Source organism: Kitasatospora sp. NPDC048296, assembly GCF_043201815.1.
Classification (GTDB): Bacteria; Actinomycetota; Actinomycetes; order Streptomycetales; family Streptomycetaceae; genus Kitasatospora.
Genome location: NZ_JBICZB010000087.1, coordinates 1 through 14,448 on the forward strand (window position 1 = coordinate 1; position 14,448 = coordinate 14,448).

12 protein-coding genes are annotated in these 14,448 nt (G+C 73.3%); 6 read left to right on the forward strand and 6 right to left on the reverse strand.

Annotation, left to right across the window (positions count from 1 at the left end; genetic code table 11):
• Positions 1 to 666: 666 nt before the first annotated feature.
• Positions 667 to 2,094, forward strand: coding sequence for a multicopper oxidase family protein (locus tag ACGF12_RS33330; protein ID WP_393038547.1), 1,428 nt, complete (start codon positions 667 to 669; stop codon positions 2,092 to 2,094).
• A gap of 187 nt (positions 2,095 to 2,281) precedes the next feature.
• On the opposite strand, the gene ACGF12_RS33335 is transcribed toward ACGF12_RS33330, so the two are convergent.
• The gene (locus ACGF12_RS33335; protein WP_393038550.1) at positions 2,282 to 3,244 is read right to left on the reverse strand and encodes a pseudouridine synthase; all 963 of its coding nucleotides are present in this window, start codon (positions 3,242 to 3,244) and stop codon (positions 2,282 to 2,284) included.
• Between the two features lie 116 nt (positions 3,245 to 3,360).
• Here ACGF12_RS33335 and ACGF12_RS33340 point away from each other — a divergent pair, with 116 nt between their 5' ends.
• Together ACGF12_RS33340 and ACGF12_RS33345 are read left to right on the forward strand one after the other, a co-directional pair.
• The gene (locus tag ACGF12_RS33340) at positions 3,361 to 4,452 is read left to right on the forward strand and encodes a PP2C family protein-serine/threonine phosphatase (RefSeq protein ID WP_393038553.1); all 1,092 of its coding nucleotides are present in this window, start codon (positions 3,361 to 3,363) and stop codon (positions 4,450 to 4,452) included.
• A 188-nt stretch (positions 4,453 to 4,640) separates the two neighbouring features.
• Entirely contained in the window at positions 4,641 to 5,030 is a 390-nt protein-coding gene (locus ACGF12_RS33345) for a DUF3224 domain-containing protein (protein ID WP_393038556.1), read from the forward strand.
• 36 nt (positions 5,031 to 5,066) lie between these two features.
• Here the strand turns inward: ACGF12_RS33345 and ACGF12_RS33350 are convergent, their stop codons facing one another.
• Positions 5,067 to 5,918 (reverse strand): poly-gamma-glutamate hydrolase family protein, encoded by an 852-nt coding sequence (locus ACGF12_RS33350; RefSeq protein ID WP_393038559.1) that lies wholly within the window; start codon positions 5,916 to 5,918, stop codon positions 5,067 to 5,069.
• A gap of 192 nt (positions 5,919 to 6,110) precedes the next feature.
• Between ACGF12_RS33350 and ACGF12_RS33355 the strand changes: the two genes are divergently transcribed.
• Positions 6,111 to 7,049 carry a DUF5995 family protein gene (locus tag ACGF12_RS33355; protein WP_393038562.1) on the forward strand — a complete coding sequence of 313 codons (939 nt, stop codon included), beginning with the start codon at positions 6,111 to 6,113 and terminating at the stop codon, positions 7,047 to 7,049.
• Here the strand turns inward: ACGF12_RS33355 and ACGF12_RS33360 are convergent.
• Entirely contained in the window at positions 7,010 to 8,449 is a 1,440-nt protein-coding gene (locus ACGF12_RS33360; protein WP_393038565.1) for a GuaB1 family IMP dehydrogenase-related protein, read from the reverse strand. The genes ACGF12_RS33355 and ACGF12_RS33360 overlap by 40 nt on opposite strands.
• Before the next feature lie 362 nt (positions 8,450 to 8,811).
• On the opposite strand from ACGF12_RS33360, the gene ACGF12_RS33365 reads away from it, so the two are divergent.
• Together ACGF12_RS33365 and ACGF12_RS33370 are read left to right on the forward strand one after the other, a co-directional pair.
• Positions 8,812 to 10,263, forward strand: a complete 1,452-nt coding sequence (locus ACGF12_RS33365; protein ID WP_393038617.1) for an SDR family NAD(P)-dependent oxidoreductase — start codon at positions 8,812 to 8,814, stop codon at positions 10,261 to 10,263.
• Between the two features lie 21 nt (positions 10,264 to 10,284).
• Positions 10,285 to 10,749: an NUDIX hydrolase gene (locus tag ACGF12_RS33370; RefSeq protein ID WP_393038568.1), complete on the forward strand. Its 465-nt coding sequence runs from the start codon at positions 10,285 to 10,287 to the stop codon at positions 10,747 to 10,749.
• Between the two features lie 60 nt (positions 10,750 to 10,809).
• On the opposite strand, the gene ACGF12_RS33375 is transcribed toward ACGF12_RS33370, so the two are convergent.
• The 3 genes from ACGF12_RS33375 to ACGF12_RS33385 are packed head-to-tail and all read right to left on the reverse strand — an operon-like array spanning position 10,810 to position 14,248.
• Entirely contained in the window at positions 10,810 to 13,044 is a 2,235-nt protein-coding gene (locus ACGF12_RS33375; RefSeq protein WP_393038571.1) for an FtsX-like permease family protein, read from the reverse strand.
• Positions 13,041 to 13,727: an ABC transporter ATP-binding protein gene (locus ACGF12_RS33380; RefSeq protein ID WP_393038574.1), complete on the reverse strand. Its 687-nt coding sequence runs from the start codon at positions 13,725 to 13,727 to the stop codon at positions 13,041 to 13,043. The genes ACGF12_RS33375 and ACGF12_RS33380 overlap by 4 nt, the downstream gene beginning before the upstream one ends.
• Positions 13,724 to 14,248 carry a PadR family transcriptional regulator gene (locus tag ACGF12_RS33385; protein ID WP_393038577.1) on the reverse strand — a complete coding sequence of 175 codons (525 nt, stop codon included), beginning with the start codon at positions 14,246 to 14,248 and terminating at the stop codon, positions 13,724 to 13,726. Before ACGF12_RS33385 ends, ACGF12_RS33380 begins: the two co-directional genes overlap by 4 nt.
• Positions 14,249 to 14,448 lie beyond the last annotated feature (200 nt).

Consider the following 14,448-nt stretch of genomic DNA (forward strand, 5'->3'; position numbering starts at 1 on the left):
GCCCCCCGCCCCGCCCCCCCACTACCACCGCCCAACGCCCGCCCCACCCCCCCCCCCGCCCCCCGGCCCCCCCCCCCGGGGGCGCGCCCCCCCCCCCCCCCCCCACGGGCGCGCCCGCACGCCCGCAGCCCGCACCCGGCGCTGGCCCCCGCACGAAGTGGCCGCCGGACGTCCCGGAATGCCGGCCACCCCGGGATGCCGGGGTCACGGGCGGATGCGGTCGCGATGCAGAGCGCGCGAACCCCGCTGATACTGAGCCAGCGGGGCGGTTACCAAGCGCGGCGCGAGCCGCACGGTCAGCCACTGCCAGGCCCGCGCACCGTCTTGTGCGCGACAGGCTCTGGGCGGGGCGGCCGGCGACCACGGCCGGCGAACCATCTGCCCGGCGGCATACCGACCGCCGGGTCCCGGACAGAGAGACCGAGGATGCTGAACCGACGAGACCTCCTCAGGGCCGCCACCATAGGCGGCCCAGTGGCCCTCTTCCCATGGGGCCTCACACCAAGCCTGGCCCACAGCGCGCCAGCCGCACTGCCGGTCGCTCAGACCGGCTCGGAGACCAGGCGGCAGGCCGCCCGGATCGTCCCCTTCGCACACGCCATGCCGGTGCCCCCGGTGCTGAGTCCGGCGTCGCGGACGGATTCCTCGGACCTGTACAAACTGCGGATGGCCGAGACCGAGGTGGAGATCGTCAAGGGGCTGAAGACCACCGTCCGGACCTACGGCGGCTGCTTCCCGGGTCCGACCATCCGGGCGGTCAAGGGCCGGGAGGTGGTGATCCAGCAGACCAACGACCTGGACGTGCACACCTCCGTCCACCTGCACGGCGGCCATGTCCAGTCGCGGTACGACGGCCTGCCGATGGACGTCGTCCAGCCCGGCGAGACCCGCGAGTACCACTACCCCAACGAACAGGTGGCCGCCTCACTCTGGTACCACGACCACGCGCACCAGCTGGAGGCCGAGAACGTCTACCGCGGCCTGGCCGGCGCCTACCTGCTCAGCGACCCGCACGAGAGCGGCCTGCCGCTGCCGAGCGGCGAGTTCGACATCCCGCTGCTGATCCGGGACGCCCGGATCGAGACGGACGGCAGGCTGGTCTACACCGACCCGTACGAGTGCCCGCACATGCTGGTCAACGGCAAGGAGCGGCCCTACTTCGAGGTGGCGGCGCGCAAGTACCGGCTGCGGCTCTTCAACGTCTCGCCCAACCGCCACATATCGCTGCGCCTCGCCAACGGCGAGCCGTTCACCCAGATAGCCTCCGACGGCGGACTTCTCGCCGCGCCGGTGAAGCTGGACGAGCTGACCCTGGCCGGCGCGGAACGCGCCGAGATCGTGGTCGACTTCGCCCGCTTCCCGGTCGGCCAATCGGTGGTGCTGGAGAACACGGCCGCGCTGGAGACCGAGCGGTCCGAGGTGCTGCGCTTCGACATCACCCGGACGGCCGAGGACACTAGCCGGATTCCGGACGTCCTGGCCACCCTGCCGCCGATCCCGAAGGCGACGGTGAAGCGGGAGTTCTGGCTGACGACCTTCCCGGACACCAGGATCAACGGTCGCAAGTACGACCCGGACCGGACCGACGTGCGGACCACCCTCGGCACCAGCGAGATCTGGACGATCCACAACCACCTCACCCGCCGGCCGGCCGGGGTCTTCCACGCCCCCCACTCCTTCCACACCCATCTGGTGCGGTTCCGCGTGCTGGACCGTGACGGGGAGCCGGTCGGACCGTCCGAGGCCGGGCTGAAGGACACCGTGCCGATCTATCCGGGCCAGAGCGTCCGGATCGCCATGACCTGGGGCGACTACCCGGGCGAGTACGTCTACCACTGCCACCACGGAGTGCACTCCTCGCACGGCCAGATGGGCCGGATCGACGTGCTGCCCAAGGGGTCGGAAGGCAGCGGCAAGGGATCGGAAGGCAGCGGCAAGGAGTCGGACGAGGCCTCCGCCGACTCGTCCTCCTCCTCGGAAGCCTCGATGTCCGGAGCCGGCCGGTTCGGATCGTCGGCGTCCGGAACCGGTCGGCGGCAACGGCGGCGGCACCATCGGCGCCACCACAGGCACCACGTCGCCGCCCGGTCCTGACCTGTCGGGGATCCTGGCGTTCAACCGTCCGTGATCACGGTGGTGAGCCAGTCTCGCGGGTACCGGGGGCCCGCGAGACCCACACGAGTGCGGGGCGGTGGGCAACGCCGCGTTCACGCCCCCGCGATCGCGCCGCGGGGGCATGCGGCGGATCGGCCACCGGGCCTGGCCCGGTCGTCCGCCGAACCTAGGACCTGTCCGAGGACGCGCCGAGGGCCCAGCCCTCGGGGTCGGTCCAGGCGGCCAGGGTGCGGCGGCTCTCGAAGCGGCGCGCGCGGCCGGTCAGCGGGTCGGTGAACTCGACGACGGCGGAGAGGAGTTGGAGCGGCCGGCGGAAGTCGTCCGGGGCCGGTTCGGGCAGCACCACCGGGTAGACCGGGTCGCCGAGGATCGGCACGCCGAGCCCGCACATGTGCAGTCGCAGCTGGTGGGTGCGTCCGCTGAGCGGGCGGAGGCGGTAGCGGGCGAGGCCGTCGCGGCGGTCGAGCAGGTCGATCTCGCTCTCGCTGTTCGGCGGGGCGTCGACCTCGCGGGCGGCGATCACGCCCCGTTCCTTGACGATGTGGCTGCGGACGGTGCGCGGCAGGCCCAGCGCCGGGTCGTAGGGGGCGACGGCCTGGTACTCCTTGCGGACCAGCCGGTCGCGGAAGAGCGTCTGGTAGGCGCCCCGGTCCTCCGGCCGGACCACGAACATGGCCAGGCCGGCGGTGAGCCGGTCGAGCCGGTGGGCGGGGCTGAGCGCGGGCAGGTCGAGGGTGTGCCGCAGCCGGGAGAGCGCCGTCTCGACGACGTGCCTGCCGCGCGGAGTGGTGGCCAGGAAGTGCGGCTTGTCGACGACGACCAGGTGCTCGTCCCGGTGCAGCACCTCCAGCTCGAACGGGACGCGGACCTCGTCCGGCAGGTCCCGGTAGAACCACAGGTGCGCGCCGGGCCGGAACGGCGCGTCGGGCGCGACCGGCCCGTCCTCGCCGACGATCTCCCGCCCGTGCAGCGCCGCGTCGATCCGCTCGGCAGCCACGGTGGGCAGCCGCTCGACCAGGTGGGCGCGAACGGTCGGCCAGGGACCCTCGGCCGGGAGCCGCAGGTGCACCGGATCCACGCCGTTGCGCTGTGGGAGGGGGGAGGCCGGGCGGCGGCTCTTGCGTCTCATCTCGCGGTCCAGCCTAGTCGGGTACGCCCGGCCCTCCTCGTCCGAGGTGCCGTCTGCGGGGGGCGCGGAGCAGAGTGGACCGTAGGCCCGCTCTGCCGCCCAGCCCTGGAGGACGTGTGACCGCCGACGACGGCCCGGCCGGTGTGCCGCCGCTGCACCTGCCGCGACGCACCCGGTTGCTGCTGTACGGCTCCTTCGCGCTGCTGATCGGCGCCATCGTCGCCGACCTGGCGACCGGTCCCGGCACGACGCTCTCCCCCGTCCTCGCGGTGGCGCCGGTGCTGGCCGGAGCGACCACCCGGACGGCCCGGGTGCCGCTGATCGCCGGGGCGATCGCCATCCTCGCGGTCGGGCTGCTGGAGACCACCAACACCGAGCTGCCGACCGAGGTGCACATCACCGCGCTGATCACGGTGCTCGCCGCGACCTTGGCCAGCGCCGCCAACGTCGTCCTGGTGGCGGCCCGGGAACGGGAGCTGTTCCGGGTCCGGACGGTGGCCGAGGCGGCGCAGCGGGCCCTGCTGCGCCCACCGCCGGAGCGGATCGGGCGGCTGCGGGTGGCCGTGCGGTACGTCGCGGCGGCGGCCGAGGCGCGGATCGGCGGGGACGTGTACGCCGTCGTCGAGACCCGCTCCGGCGTGCGGATCCTGCTCGGCGACGTGCAGGGGCACGGGCTGCCGGCGGTGGAGACGGCGGCGGACGTGCTGGGCGTGTTCCGGGAGGCGGCCCGGACCGATCCCGATCTCACCCGACTGGCGGAGCGGCTGGACGCGGCGCTCACCGCGCGGTCGGAGGACGGGCGGTTCGCCACCGCGCTGCTGCTGGACGTGGCGCCGGACCGGGGGCCGGTGACGATCGTGAACTGCGGCCATCCGCACCCGCTGCTGCGCCGCGCGGGCAGGGTGAACGAGCTGGAGCCGCCGTTCCCGGCGCCGCCGCTGGGCCTGCTCGGGCTGACCGGCGGCGGCTACCCGGCGGGCCGCTTCGAGCCGCGGCCCGGCGACCTGCTGCTCCTGCACACTGACGGCGTGTCCGAGGCCCGGGACGCCGAGGGCCGGTTCTACCCGCTGGCGGAACGTCTGCCCGACCTGCCCGCGGGGAACCCGGCGGACCTGCTGGACGACCTGCTCGCGGACGTCGACGGCTGGGTCGGGGACGTCGGGCTGGCCGACGACGCGGCGGTGCTGGCGCTGCGCTGGGAGTACTGACGGCGACGCGGGGCCGATTGTCAGTGGTGTGTGCAAGGCTTCACGCACGGTCGGGGCCTGCCCGGCCGCAGGGTCGGGGCGTGCCCGGCCGCAGGGTCGGGGCGTGCCCGGCCGCAGGGTCGGGGCGTGCCCGGCCGCTCGGTCGGCGGGGTGCCGGCCGGGGAGACGACCGACAAGGGGAGCGTGCCGTGGGTGCCAAGGCGAGCGGGTCGTTCGAGCTGACCGCTTTCGAGCCGGTGGAGACGGAGGAGCGCGAGGGCGCCTCCTTCGGGCGGGTCAGCGTCGCCAAGACCTTCACGGGCGGCCTGAGCGGGCGGAGCGAGGTGCGGATGCTGTCCGTCGGCGACGCCTCGGGCGGCCCGGCCTCGTACGTCGCGGTGGAGCACGTGACGGGTGAACTGGACGGGCGCAAGGGCTCGTTCGTGCTCCAGCACGCGGCCTGGGACAGCACCGGGGTGACGATACGCGTGGTGCCGGGCACCGGGGCGGGCGAGCTGGCCGGGATCACCGGGGAGTTCCAGCTGGCCGTCGACGAGTCGGGCACCCACACCTACGTGCTGGCGTACGAGCTGGGCTGACGCCGGTTGCGGGGCGCGCAGCCGGCGGGCCGTCCGTCACAGGATGGGCTGGGTCGCCTCCAGCCGCTGGATCGCGGTCCGGACCGCGGACGTGAAGCTCCAGAACAGCGGCAGGGTGTTGGCCGCGGCTTCGGCGCGGGTGGTCTTGCCCGGGGCGAACATCGCAGCGCGCAGCTCAGGGGTCATCTCCACCTGGGCGCCCATCCCGAGCAGGCTGCGGTTGCAGATGTTCTCCGGCGAGACGCCCGCGAGTTCCTCCTCCCCGGAGGCGGTCACGGCCCGGACGCCCGCCGCCGCGAACTCCTCCATCAGGTACTGGCGGAAGGCGGGGTTCAGGCCACCGACCAGCACGGCCTGGGCGCCGGCCTCCTGGCCGTCTCTTGCGGTGGTGCAGCCGTGCAGCGACAGCACGTTGAGGCTGCCGGCGCACATCGCGCGGGCCACGCCGTCGTCACAGTGGGTCGAGGTGACGTGCAGCGCACGGTTGTTGGAGGAGCGCAGCCCCTCGAACATCCAGAAGTCGCACACCGGCCCGGCGGCCGGGGTCGGGGCGAGGTCGGCCGGGTGGTAGCCGGCGACGGCGAGGCACAGTTCGGACGTGCCGCCCTCGATGCCGCCGCCGTGCAGGGCGATGACGGTGGTCCGGATGAACGGCTCACGGCCTTGCGGGCTCTGGTCGTCGATCAGGTGCCGGCGGTAGCGGCGGCCGTAGTCCACGCCCTCGACCAGGGACGGGTCGGCGTAGAGGGCCGTGTTGGAGGGGTAGAGGTCGGCGGCGTTCGCGGGGGTACTCCCCAGCGTGGCGCCGATGGCGTCGATGGCGCTGAGGGCCGGGGCCGCGGCGAGCGCGGACAGCAGGGTACGACGGTTGATCACGGTCGGGACCATGGCAGGAGGTGGCGGATAGGTGGAGTCACGGCAAGTTCACAACAAAGTCATGTCCAACTCGACGTCGTTCCAGGGCGGGGGCGGCCTGATCGTGTGACGCCACTTCGACGGACGCGTGTTCGCGCCCACCGGACACCCTCCACGCTGCCACGATGATGCGATCGGTGCACGATCGGCCTCGGAGGGTGGCACATGACCCGCGCAGCGACGGCCCGTACGGTGACGGCTCGCAGGCCGGTCACGGTCGAGGAGGTGGTCGGCCGGCTGCGGGAGATCGCGGCAGAGCTGCCCCCGGCAGACGGGGTGGCGGTCTTCAACCGGGCCTACCTCACAGTGACGGAGGCGGTGCGCGACCGACTCGCCGGCGGGTACTTCGCCGACCCTGCGGCGATGGCCGAGCTGGACGTGGTGTTCGCCGGGCGGTACCTGCTGGCCGTGGCCGCCGACGCGGCCGGGCAGGAGCCGCCCGCCTGCTGGCGGCCGCTGTTCACGCTGCGCGCCCACCCGGGCGTGCACCCGCTGCAGTTCGCGTTGGCCGGGATGAACGCCCACATCCAGCACGACCTGCCGCTGGCCGTGGTCGACCTCTGCCTGCGCCGTGGAGGCGAGCCGACCGGAGTCGAGGCGGACTACCACCGGATCAACGGGGTGCTGGCCGAGGTGGAGACGGCCGTGCGCGAGCAGCTGATGCCCGGGCCCGACCTGCTGGAGCACGCCGAGCCACTCACCCACCTGCTCGGCACCTGGTCGGTCGAGGCCGCCCGCGAGGGGGCCTGGGCCGCCGTACAGGCACTGTGGGAGCTGCGCCGGCTGCCGGGCGCCGCCCGGGCCTTCGCCGCCGAGCTGGACGGCTCGGTCGGGCTGCTCGGCCGCGCCCTGCTGATCCCGCTCGGACCGCACCACGGCCGGGACGGACAAGGCGGCCAGGGCCAAGGCCACGACGGGCACGACGGGCACGGCCAGCGGCAGGACACGCCCGAAACGGCCGCGGCCGCCCGGCTCCCCGAGACGAGGAACCGGACGGCCGACGGTACGGACGCGGGCGGGCAGGACCGGACTGGACACACCCAGCCCGGACGGCCCCGGCCCGATCAGGCCCAGCTGGAGTGCAGCGGCTTGCCCTCGGCGTAGCCGGCCGCGCTCTGGATGCCCACGATCGCCTTCTCGTGGAACTCCTCCAGGGTGTTGGCGCCCGCGTAGGTGCAGGAGCTGCGCACGCCGGCCACGATCGAGTCGATCAGGTCCTCGACGCCCGGGCGGGCCGGGTCGAGGAACATCCGGGAGTGCGAGATGCCCTCCTCGAACAGCGCCTTGCGGGCCCGGTCGTAGGTGGAGTCCTGGGCGGTGCGGTTGCTGACCGCACGAGCCGAGGCCATGCCGAAGCTCTCCTTGTACTGGCGGCCGTCGGCGGCGGTCTGCAGGTCGCCCGGGGACTCGTAGGTGCCGGCGAACCAGGAGCCGATCATCACGTTGGAGGCACCGGCGGCCAGCGCCATGGCGACGTCGCGCGGGTGGCGCACGCCGCCGTCGGCCCAGACGTGCTTGCCGAGCCGGCGGGCCTCGGCGGCGCACTCCAGGACGGCGGAGAACTGCGGGCGGCCGACACCGGTCATCATCCGGGTGGTGCACATGGCGCCTGGGCCGACGCCGACCTTGAGGATGTCGGCGCCCGCCTCGACCAGGTCGCGGACACCGGCGGCGGAGACCACGTTGCCGGCCACGATCGGGATCTGCGGGTCCAGGCCGCGCACCGCGCGCAGCGCGCTGATCATGCTCTCCTGGTGGCCGTGCGCGGTGTCGACCACCAGCACGTCGGCCCCGGCCTCGATCAGCGCCTTGGCCTTGCCCGCGACGTCGCCGTTGATGCCGACGGTGGCGGCGATCCGCAGCTTGCCGTTCGCGTCCACGGCCGGGGTGTACAGGGTGGCGCGCAGCGCGCCCTTGCGGGTGAGGATGCCGACCAGGCGGCCCTCGGCGTCGACCACCGGGGCGAGCTTGCGGTGCGCCTCGGAGAGCTTGTCGAAGGCGTCGCGCGGGTCGATGCCCTCGTCCAGCAGCAGCAGCTCGCGGGACATGATGTCGGCGAGGCTGGTGAAGCGGTCCACGCTTTGGCAGTCGGACTCGGTGACGACGCCGACCGGCTTGCCGTCCTCGACCACCACGAGGGCGCCGTGCGCGCGCTTGGGCAGCAGGGAGAGCGCCTCGGCGACGGTGGCGCCGGGGGCGAGGGTGATCGGGGTGTCGACCACCAGGTGGCGCTGCTTGACCCAGGAGATGACCTCGGCGATGACCTCGGTCGGAATGTCCTGCGGGATGGCGACCAGGCCGCCGCGGCGGGCGACGGTCTCGGCCATCCGGCGGCCGGCGATGGCGGTCATGTTGGCGACGACCAGCGGGATGGTGGTGCCGGTGCCGTCGTTCGAGGAGAGGTCGACGCCCTGCCGGGAGCCCACGGCGGAACGGCTGGGGACCATGAAGACGTCGTCGTACGTCAAGTCGTACGAGGGCTTGAGGTCGTTCAGGAAACGCATGAATGGGCTCTCTGGCTGGGAGAAATTACACCTCGGGTGCGGTTGCGGCGATGCCGCCGGGGCGCACTCGGGCGCCCGGCACCCAGCATTCGATTCTCCGGCAGTACGGAGGCAAAAGCCAGTTCGAGGCACATTGCTGGTGCTGTGCACAAACCATGATCAATGCTCCGCGCGTAGACATGGACGATCCTCCAAGCCCCGGCCCCCACGTCGGCTTTTCGCCCCAGCGTGGACCGCTCCCGTAGCATTCACGCGGTAACGGCGAGGCGAGTGGGAAAGCGGCAGCGGGCGTGAGCATCGAGCAGAAGGACGTCGAGCGACACGACGTCGGGCATGACCAGGTCGACGGCACCGAGGAGGAGATCGACTTCGGTCCCGGCCTCGACCCCGAGCGGCTGCGGCTCTGCCTGGAGGTGCTCGCGGAGCTGGACGAGCTGCACGTCGACCACCCGGACGCGATCACCGTCCGCAAGGCCGTCGGCGGCATATTCCGGACGCTCAAGCAGCGCCGCCGCCAGGAGACCCGGGCCCGCAAGACCGCCAACGACCGCGAGGTCACCGCCCGGACGGCCACCGGCGCGCCCACCCGGATCGACGACGAGACGGCCGGCGCCTTCGGCCTGACCACCGTCACCACCACCGAGATCGCCGGCATCCTGGAGCGGCCGCGCTCCTGCTACACCTGCAAGACCCGGTACGTCGAGGTCGACGCCTTCTACCACAACCTGTGCCAGAAGTGCGCGGTCCTGAACCGGTCCCGCCGGGACGCCCGGGCCGACCTGACCGGCAAGCGGGCGCTGCTGACCGGCGGCCGGGCCAAGATCGGGATGTACATCGCGCTGATGCTGCTGCGCGACGGCGCCCACACCACCATCACCACCCGCTTCCCCAACGACGCGATCCGCCGCTTCAAGGCGATGCCGGACAGCGCCGAGTGGATCCACCGCCTCAAGATCGTCGGCATCGACCTGCGCGACCCGGCCCAGGTGATGGCGCTGGCCGACGAGGTCGCCGCCGACGGCCCGCTGGACATCCTGATCAACAACGCCGCGCAGACCGTCCGCCGCCCGCCGGAGTCCTACCGCGAGCTGGTGAACGCCGAGTCCGCCCCGCTGCCGGCCGGTGAGCTGCCGCAGGCCACCACCATCGGCCGCTTCAACAGCGGCGGCGTCGACCTGCCCGCGCTCCCCCACCAGGCGAGCGGCGGCGAGCAGCGGCTGGCCGCCGAGGACGTCACCTCGCTCGCCCTGGTCACCGGCTCCGCCACCCCGGCCCGGATCGAGGCCGGCACCGCGATCGACGCCGGCGGCCTGGTGCCCGACCTCGCGGACACCAACAGCTGGGTGCAGACCGTCGAGGAGGTGGGCCCGGTCGAGCTGCTGGAGGTCCAGCTCTGCAACTCCACCGCGCCGTTCATCCTGATCAGCCGGCTGCGCCCGGCGATGGCCGCGTCCGCGTCCCGTCGCAAGTACGTGGTCAACGTCTCCGCCATGGAGGGCGTCTTCACGCGCGGCTACAAGGGCGCCGGTCACCCGCACACCAACATGGCCAAGGCCGCGCTCAACATGCTCACCCGCACCAGCGCGCAGGAGATGTTCGAGAGCGACGGCATCCTGATGACCGCCGTCGACACCGGCTGGATCACCGACGAGCGGCCGCACCCGGACAAGATGCGCCTCGCCGACGAGGGCTTCCACGCCCCGCTCGACCTGGTCGACGGCGCGGCCCGGGTGTACGACCCGATCGTGCGCGGCGAGGCGGGCGAGGACCTGTACGGCTGCTTCCTCAAGGACTACGAGCGCGGCAACTGGTAACCAGCTGAAGGAGATGGCGAGTTGAGCACCGTACCGACCGCACCGCTGCTCGGCGCCGGCGTCATCGTGCCCACCGGGGACGGCCGGGTGCTGATCGGCCGCCGCACCACGGCCGGCGAACCGCCCACCTGGAGCCTGCCCGGCGGCAAGGTCGACCTCGGCGAGTCCTTCGAGCAGACCGCGGCCCGCGAACTCGCCGAGGAGACCGGCATCGTGCTGCCCGCGGCGCAGATGCGGGTGCTCGCCGTGCACCTGGACCACGAGCTCGGCCGGCCCCGGCTGACCGCCGCCGTGCTGGCGCCGCCGAGCCTGGCCGAGGCGGTGGTCACCGAGCCGCACGCGTGCGCCGGTTGGGAGCGCTTCGCGGTGGACGAGCTGCCGGAGCCGATGTTCTACCCGTCCGCGCTGGTGCTCGGCAGCTGGCTGCCCGGGCTGGACGACATCCGGCGGGACGGGACGCACGGCTACCCCGTCGCCCGCCGATGACACGGCTGCCCCGTCGCCCACTCGTAGCGGGCGACGGGGCGGTCAACTCACCGACCTCGCTCAGCCGTTGCGGGCCGCCTCCGGCCCGGTGATCCGCTTGAGCAGCGGCAGCGTCGAGCCGATGATCCCGAGCGAGGCGAGCAGCCCGAAGCCGGTCAGTCCGTAGTACGTCAGATCCGGTGAGACCAGGTCGTACTTCATCTGCGACTTGAGGAACATCGCCGCCGCGGCGAAGCCGGTCCCGACCGCGAGTGCCGACACCACCAGCAGCGGCAGCGCGCTCTCCAGTCCGACCACCCGGCGCAGCAGCCGTAGCGGTGCTCCGGTCAGCCGCAGGATCGCGAACGGCCTGCGGCGGTCGGACAGTCCGGCCACCACGCTCACCGCGAGGCTGCACCCGGCGATCGGCAGGGTGGTCAGCAGCACCACGTTCGCCAGCTGCCGCCAGCCCTGCAGCTTCCGCTGGCCCTCGGAGGCCCAGTCCTCGGCGAGCCGCGGCTCGTAGGTCGGGAACTCCTTCATGAAGAGGGTCCGCAGCTGCTCCTTGGCCGCCTCCGAGCCGTCGGTGGTCGCGTAGAGCATCCGCACCGGGAGCCCCGCCACCTCCTGCGCCGAGACCGGTGCGGCCGGCCACTCGTGTTGGGAGGCGTCCAGCAGGTCGACGAACTGGTACTGGTCGACCGCCGCGACGGCGGCGCCGGGGGCGCAGTGGCCGACCACCGGGATCTGGGCGAGTTCCGCGCAGGTCACCAGGCTGGGCACCACCGGACGGTCGCCCAGCTGGTACGCGCCGACCTTGGCCGGGTTGTCGTGCACCAGGGCGATCCCCTCGAACCCGGGCACGGCACGGGCCTGCGCCAGCACGCGGTCGGGCACCGAGGGCAGTGTGGGCTGGTCCTCCCGGTTGCCGAACGGGGTGGCCACGATCGCCTTGCGCACCGAGGGAGCGCCCTCCATCATGCCCTGGTTGGCGTTGATGGTGCTCATGATGGCCAGGGTGCCGGTGGTCACGAAGAGCGCCAGCACCAGTCCGGCGACCGAGCGGAAGCCCGCCCTCGGGTCGTCCGACAGGCGGCGCATCGCGATCAGCGAGGCCGGCCGGCTGGTCCGCCGGGCGACCGCCCGGGCAGTGGCCAGGGTGAGCCACGGACCGGCGACCACCAGGCCGAGCATCACCAGCACGAAGCCGCTCAGGTAGGCCAGGGACTGCGCGTTGGTGGTCTTCGGGTGGTTGCCGACGAAGTAGCCCAGCTCGGCCAGGCCCGCCACCAGCGGCGTCACTCGCCAGGCGCTCGGCGGCTTCGGGGTGACCCGGCGGGAGACCCCGAGCGGCGAGACGGTGACCCGGCGCAGCGCGAACCGGGCGGCGAGCGCGGCCGCCAGCGGCACGCCCAGCACCGTCCCGGCCACCTGCGGCAGGGTCAGGCTCAGGTCGGCGGCGAAGAAGCGGTCGCCGGTGAACGGCACGTCGGCGACCAGCGGCTTCAGCGCGAAGTACAGGCCGAAGCCGACGGCCGTGCCGATCACCGCCGCCACGGTGGACTCCACCGCCGAGATCACCGACACCTGACCGGGCGTCGCGCCCACCAGGCGCATCGCGGCGTAGCGCTGCTCCCGGGTGGCGGCGGACAGCCGGGTCGCGGTGCCGATGAAGATCAGCACCGGGAAGATCAGCGCCGCGGCCACCACGGTGAGCACCAGGAGCAGGGCGTCCCCGTGCACGCCCGCGCCGTAGCAGTCCGCCGAGCAGTCGGTGGGCAGCGCGGTGGCGATGCTGGTGACGGTGGTGGCCCGGGGCAGCGCCTTGACCTCGTCGGCGGTGCGACCGACGACCACCGCGAGGGTGTCCGGGGAGGGCAGCGCGTCGTCGCCGAGGGTGCCGGCCAGCCGGCCGGGGAAGCGGTCGCCGAGTTCGACGGCCGGGGTGTCGCGCAGCAGCTTCTCCAGCGCGGGCGAGGCGTAGTAGTCGCCGGGCGCGGGCAGTCGGCTCAGGCCGGGTACCAGCGGCGAGTTGGGCCCGGTCGGGGCCAGGTCGACCCGGAGGACGCGCTTGCCCCGGTAGTAGTCCCCCCGGGCGCCCCACCAGAGCGGGTCCGCCGAGGCGGCCGCGGTCGCGCCCTTGACGCCGGTGTTCATCCAGAGCTGCCGGGCGTTGGCGCGGTCGATCGCGTTCATGCTGGAGAAGGTGGACAGCAGCAGGCCCACCCCGATCGCGACCGCCGCCGCGATCATCAGCAGCCGGGCCACCGCCTCCCGGCCGCCGCTGACGGCCAGTCGGAGCGAGAACGGGATCACGGGGCCACCGACCCGGCGGAGAGCGTGCGGGCCCGGCCGTCGCGGACGATCGCCTCGCGGTCTGCGTAGGCGGCGACCCGTGGTTCGTGGGTGACCAGGATGACGGTGGTGCCCTGTTCCCGGGCCGAGGTGACCATCAGCTCCATCACCTGCTCGCCGGTCAGCGAGTCCAGCGCGCCGGTCGGCTCGTCGGCGAACAGCACCTGCGGCCGGGCCACCAGGCCGCGGGCCAGCGCCACGCGTTGCGCCTGACCACCCGACAGTTCACCGGAGCGGCGCTGCTCCAGACCGTCCAGGCCGAGCCGGGCGAACCAGGGACGGGCCTGGGCCAGGGCCGCGCCCCGGCGGACACCGTTCAGCAGCAGCGGCAGGGCCACGTTCTCCTCGGCCGTCAACTCCGGTACCAGCTGGCCGAACTGGAAGACGAAGCCGAACTTGTCGCGGCGCAGGGCGCTGCGTTGCGCCTCCGACATGCGGTCCAGGCGCTGCCCGTTGAACAGCACCTCGCCCGTGTCGGGCACCAGGATGCCGGCCAGGCAGTGCAGTAACGTCGACTTGCCCGAGCCGCTGGGGCCCATGATGGCGAGCACCTCGCCGGCCTGGACGGCCAGGCTCGCTCCGCGCAGCGCGGGCGTCTCGCCGAAGGCGAGGGCGATGTCGCGGGCTTCGATGACCGTGGTCATGCGCGCACCTCCGCGGCGAGGGCGTCGAGGCGGGCGACGGTGAGGTCGATCCAGCGCAGGTCGGCTTCCAGGTGGAACAGGCCGTGGTCGGCGAGCAGGGCGTCCACCAGGGCGCCGGCGCGGCGCAGTTCGGTGAGCTCGCGCATCCGGCGCAGGTGGGCGGCGCGCTGGGTGTCCAGGTACTGCTCGGCGTCGCGGCCCAGCATCAGGGCCAGCACCACCTTGGTGAACAGCACGGACTGCAGGTTGGGTTCGGGCGCGACCGGCTCCTGGAGCCAGGTCTCGAACTCGGTCGCCCCGGCGTCGGTGATGACGTAGCGCTTGCGCTCGGGCCCGTCGCCGGGCTCGGCCTCACCGGCCATCACCTTGCCGTCGCGGGCGAGTCGGCCGAGGGTCGCGTAGACCTGGCCGTACGGGAGGGGCTTGCCGCGGCCGAAGAGGGCGTCGTAGTCGCGCTTGAGGTCGTAGCCGTGGCTCGGCTCCCGCTCCAGCAGCCCGAGGAGGGTCAAAGGAACACTCATGGGCGAGACCATACACCAGGGATATACACCGAGTGTATAGCTGCGAAGAATAGGGCGCTGAGCTGGCGAAACGTCAACTGCCGGACAGGCGGGGACAGGAGGCGGCCCCCACGACCGCCCCCTGCTCCGCACCGCGGCCCGGAACCCCCACGGTCCGGCCGGGCCGGCCTCGCGCTCAGGCGCGGAGAGCGCGGCCGGAC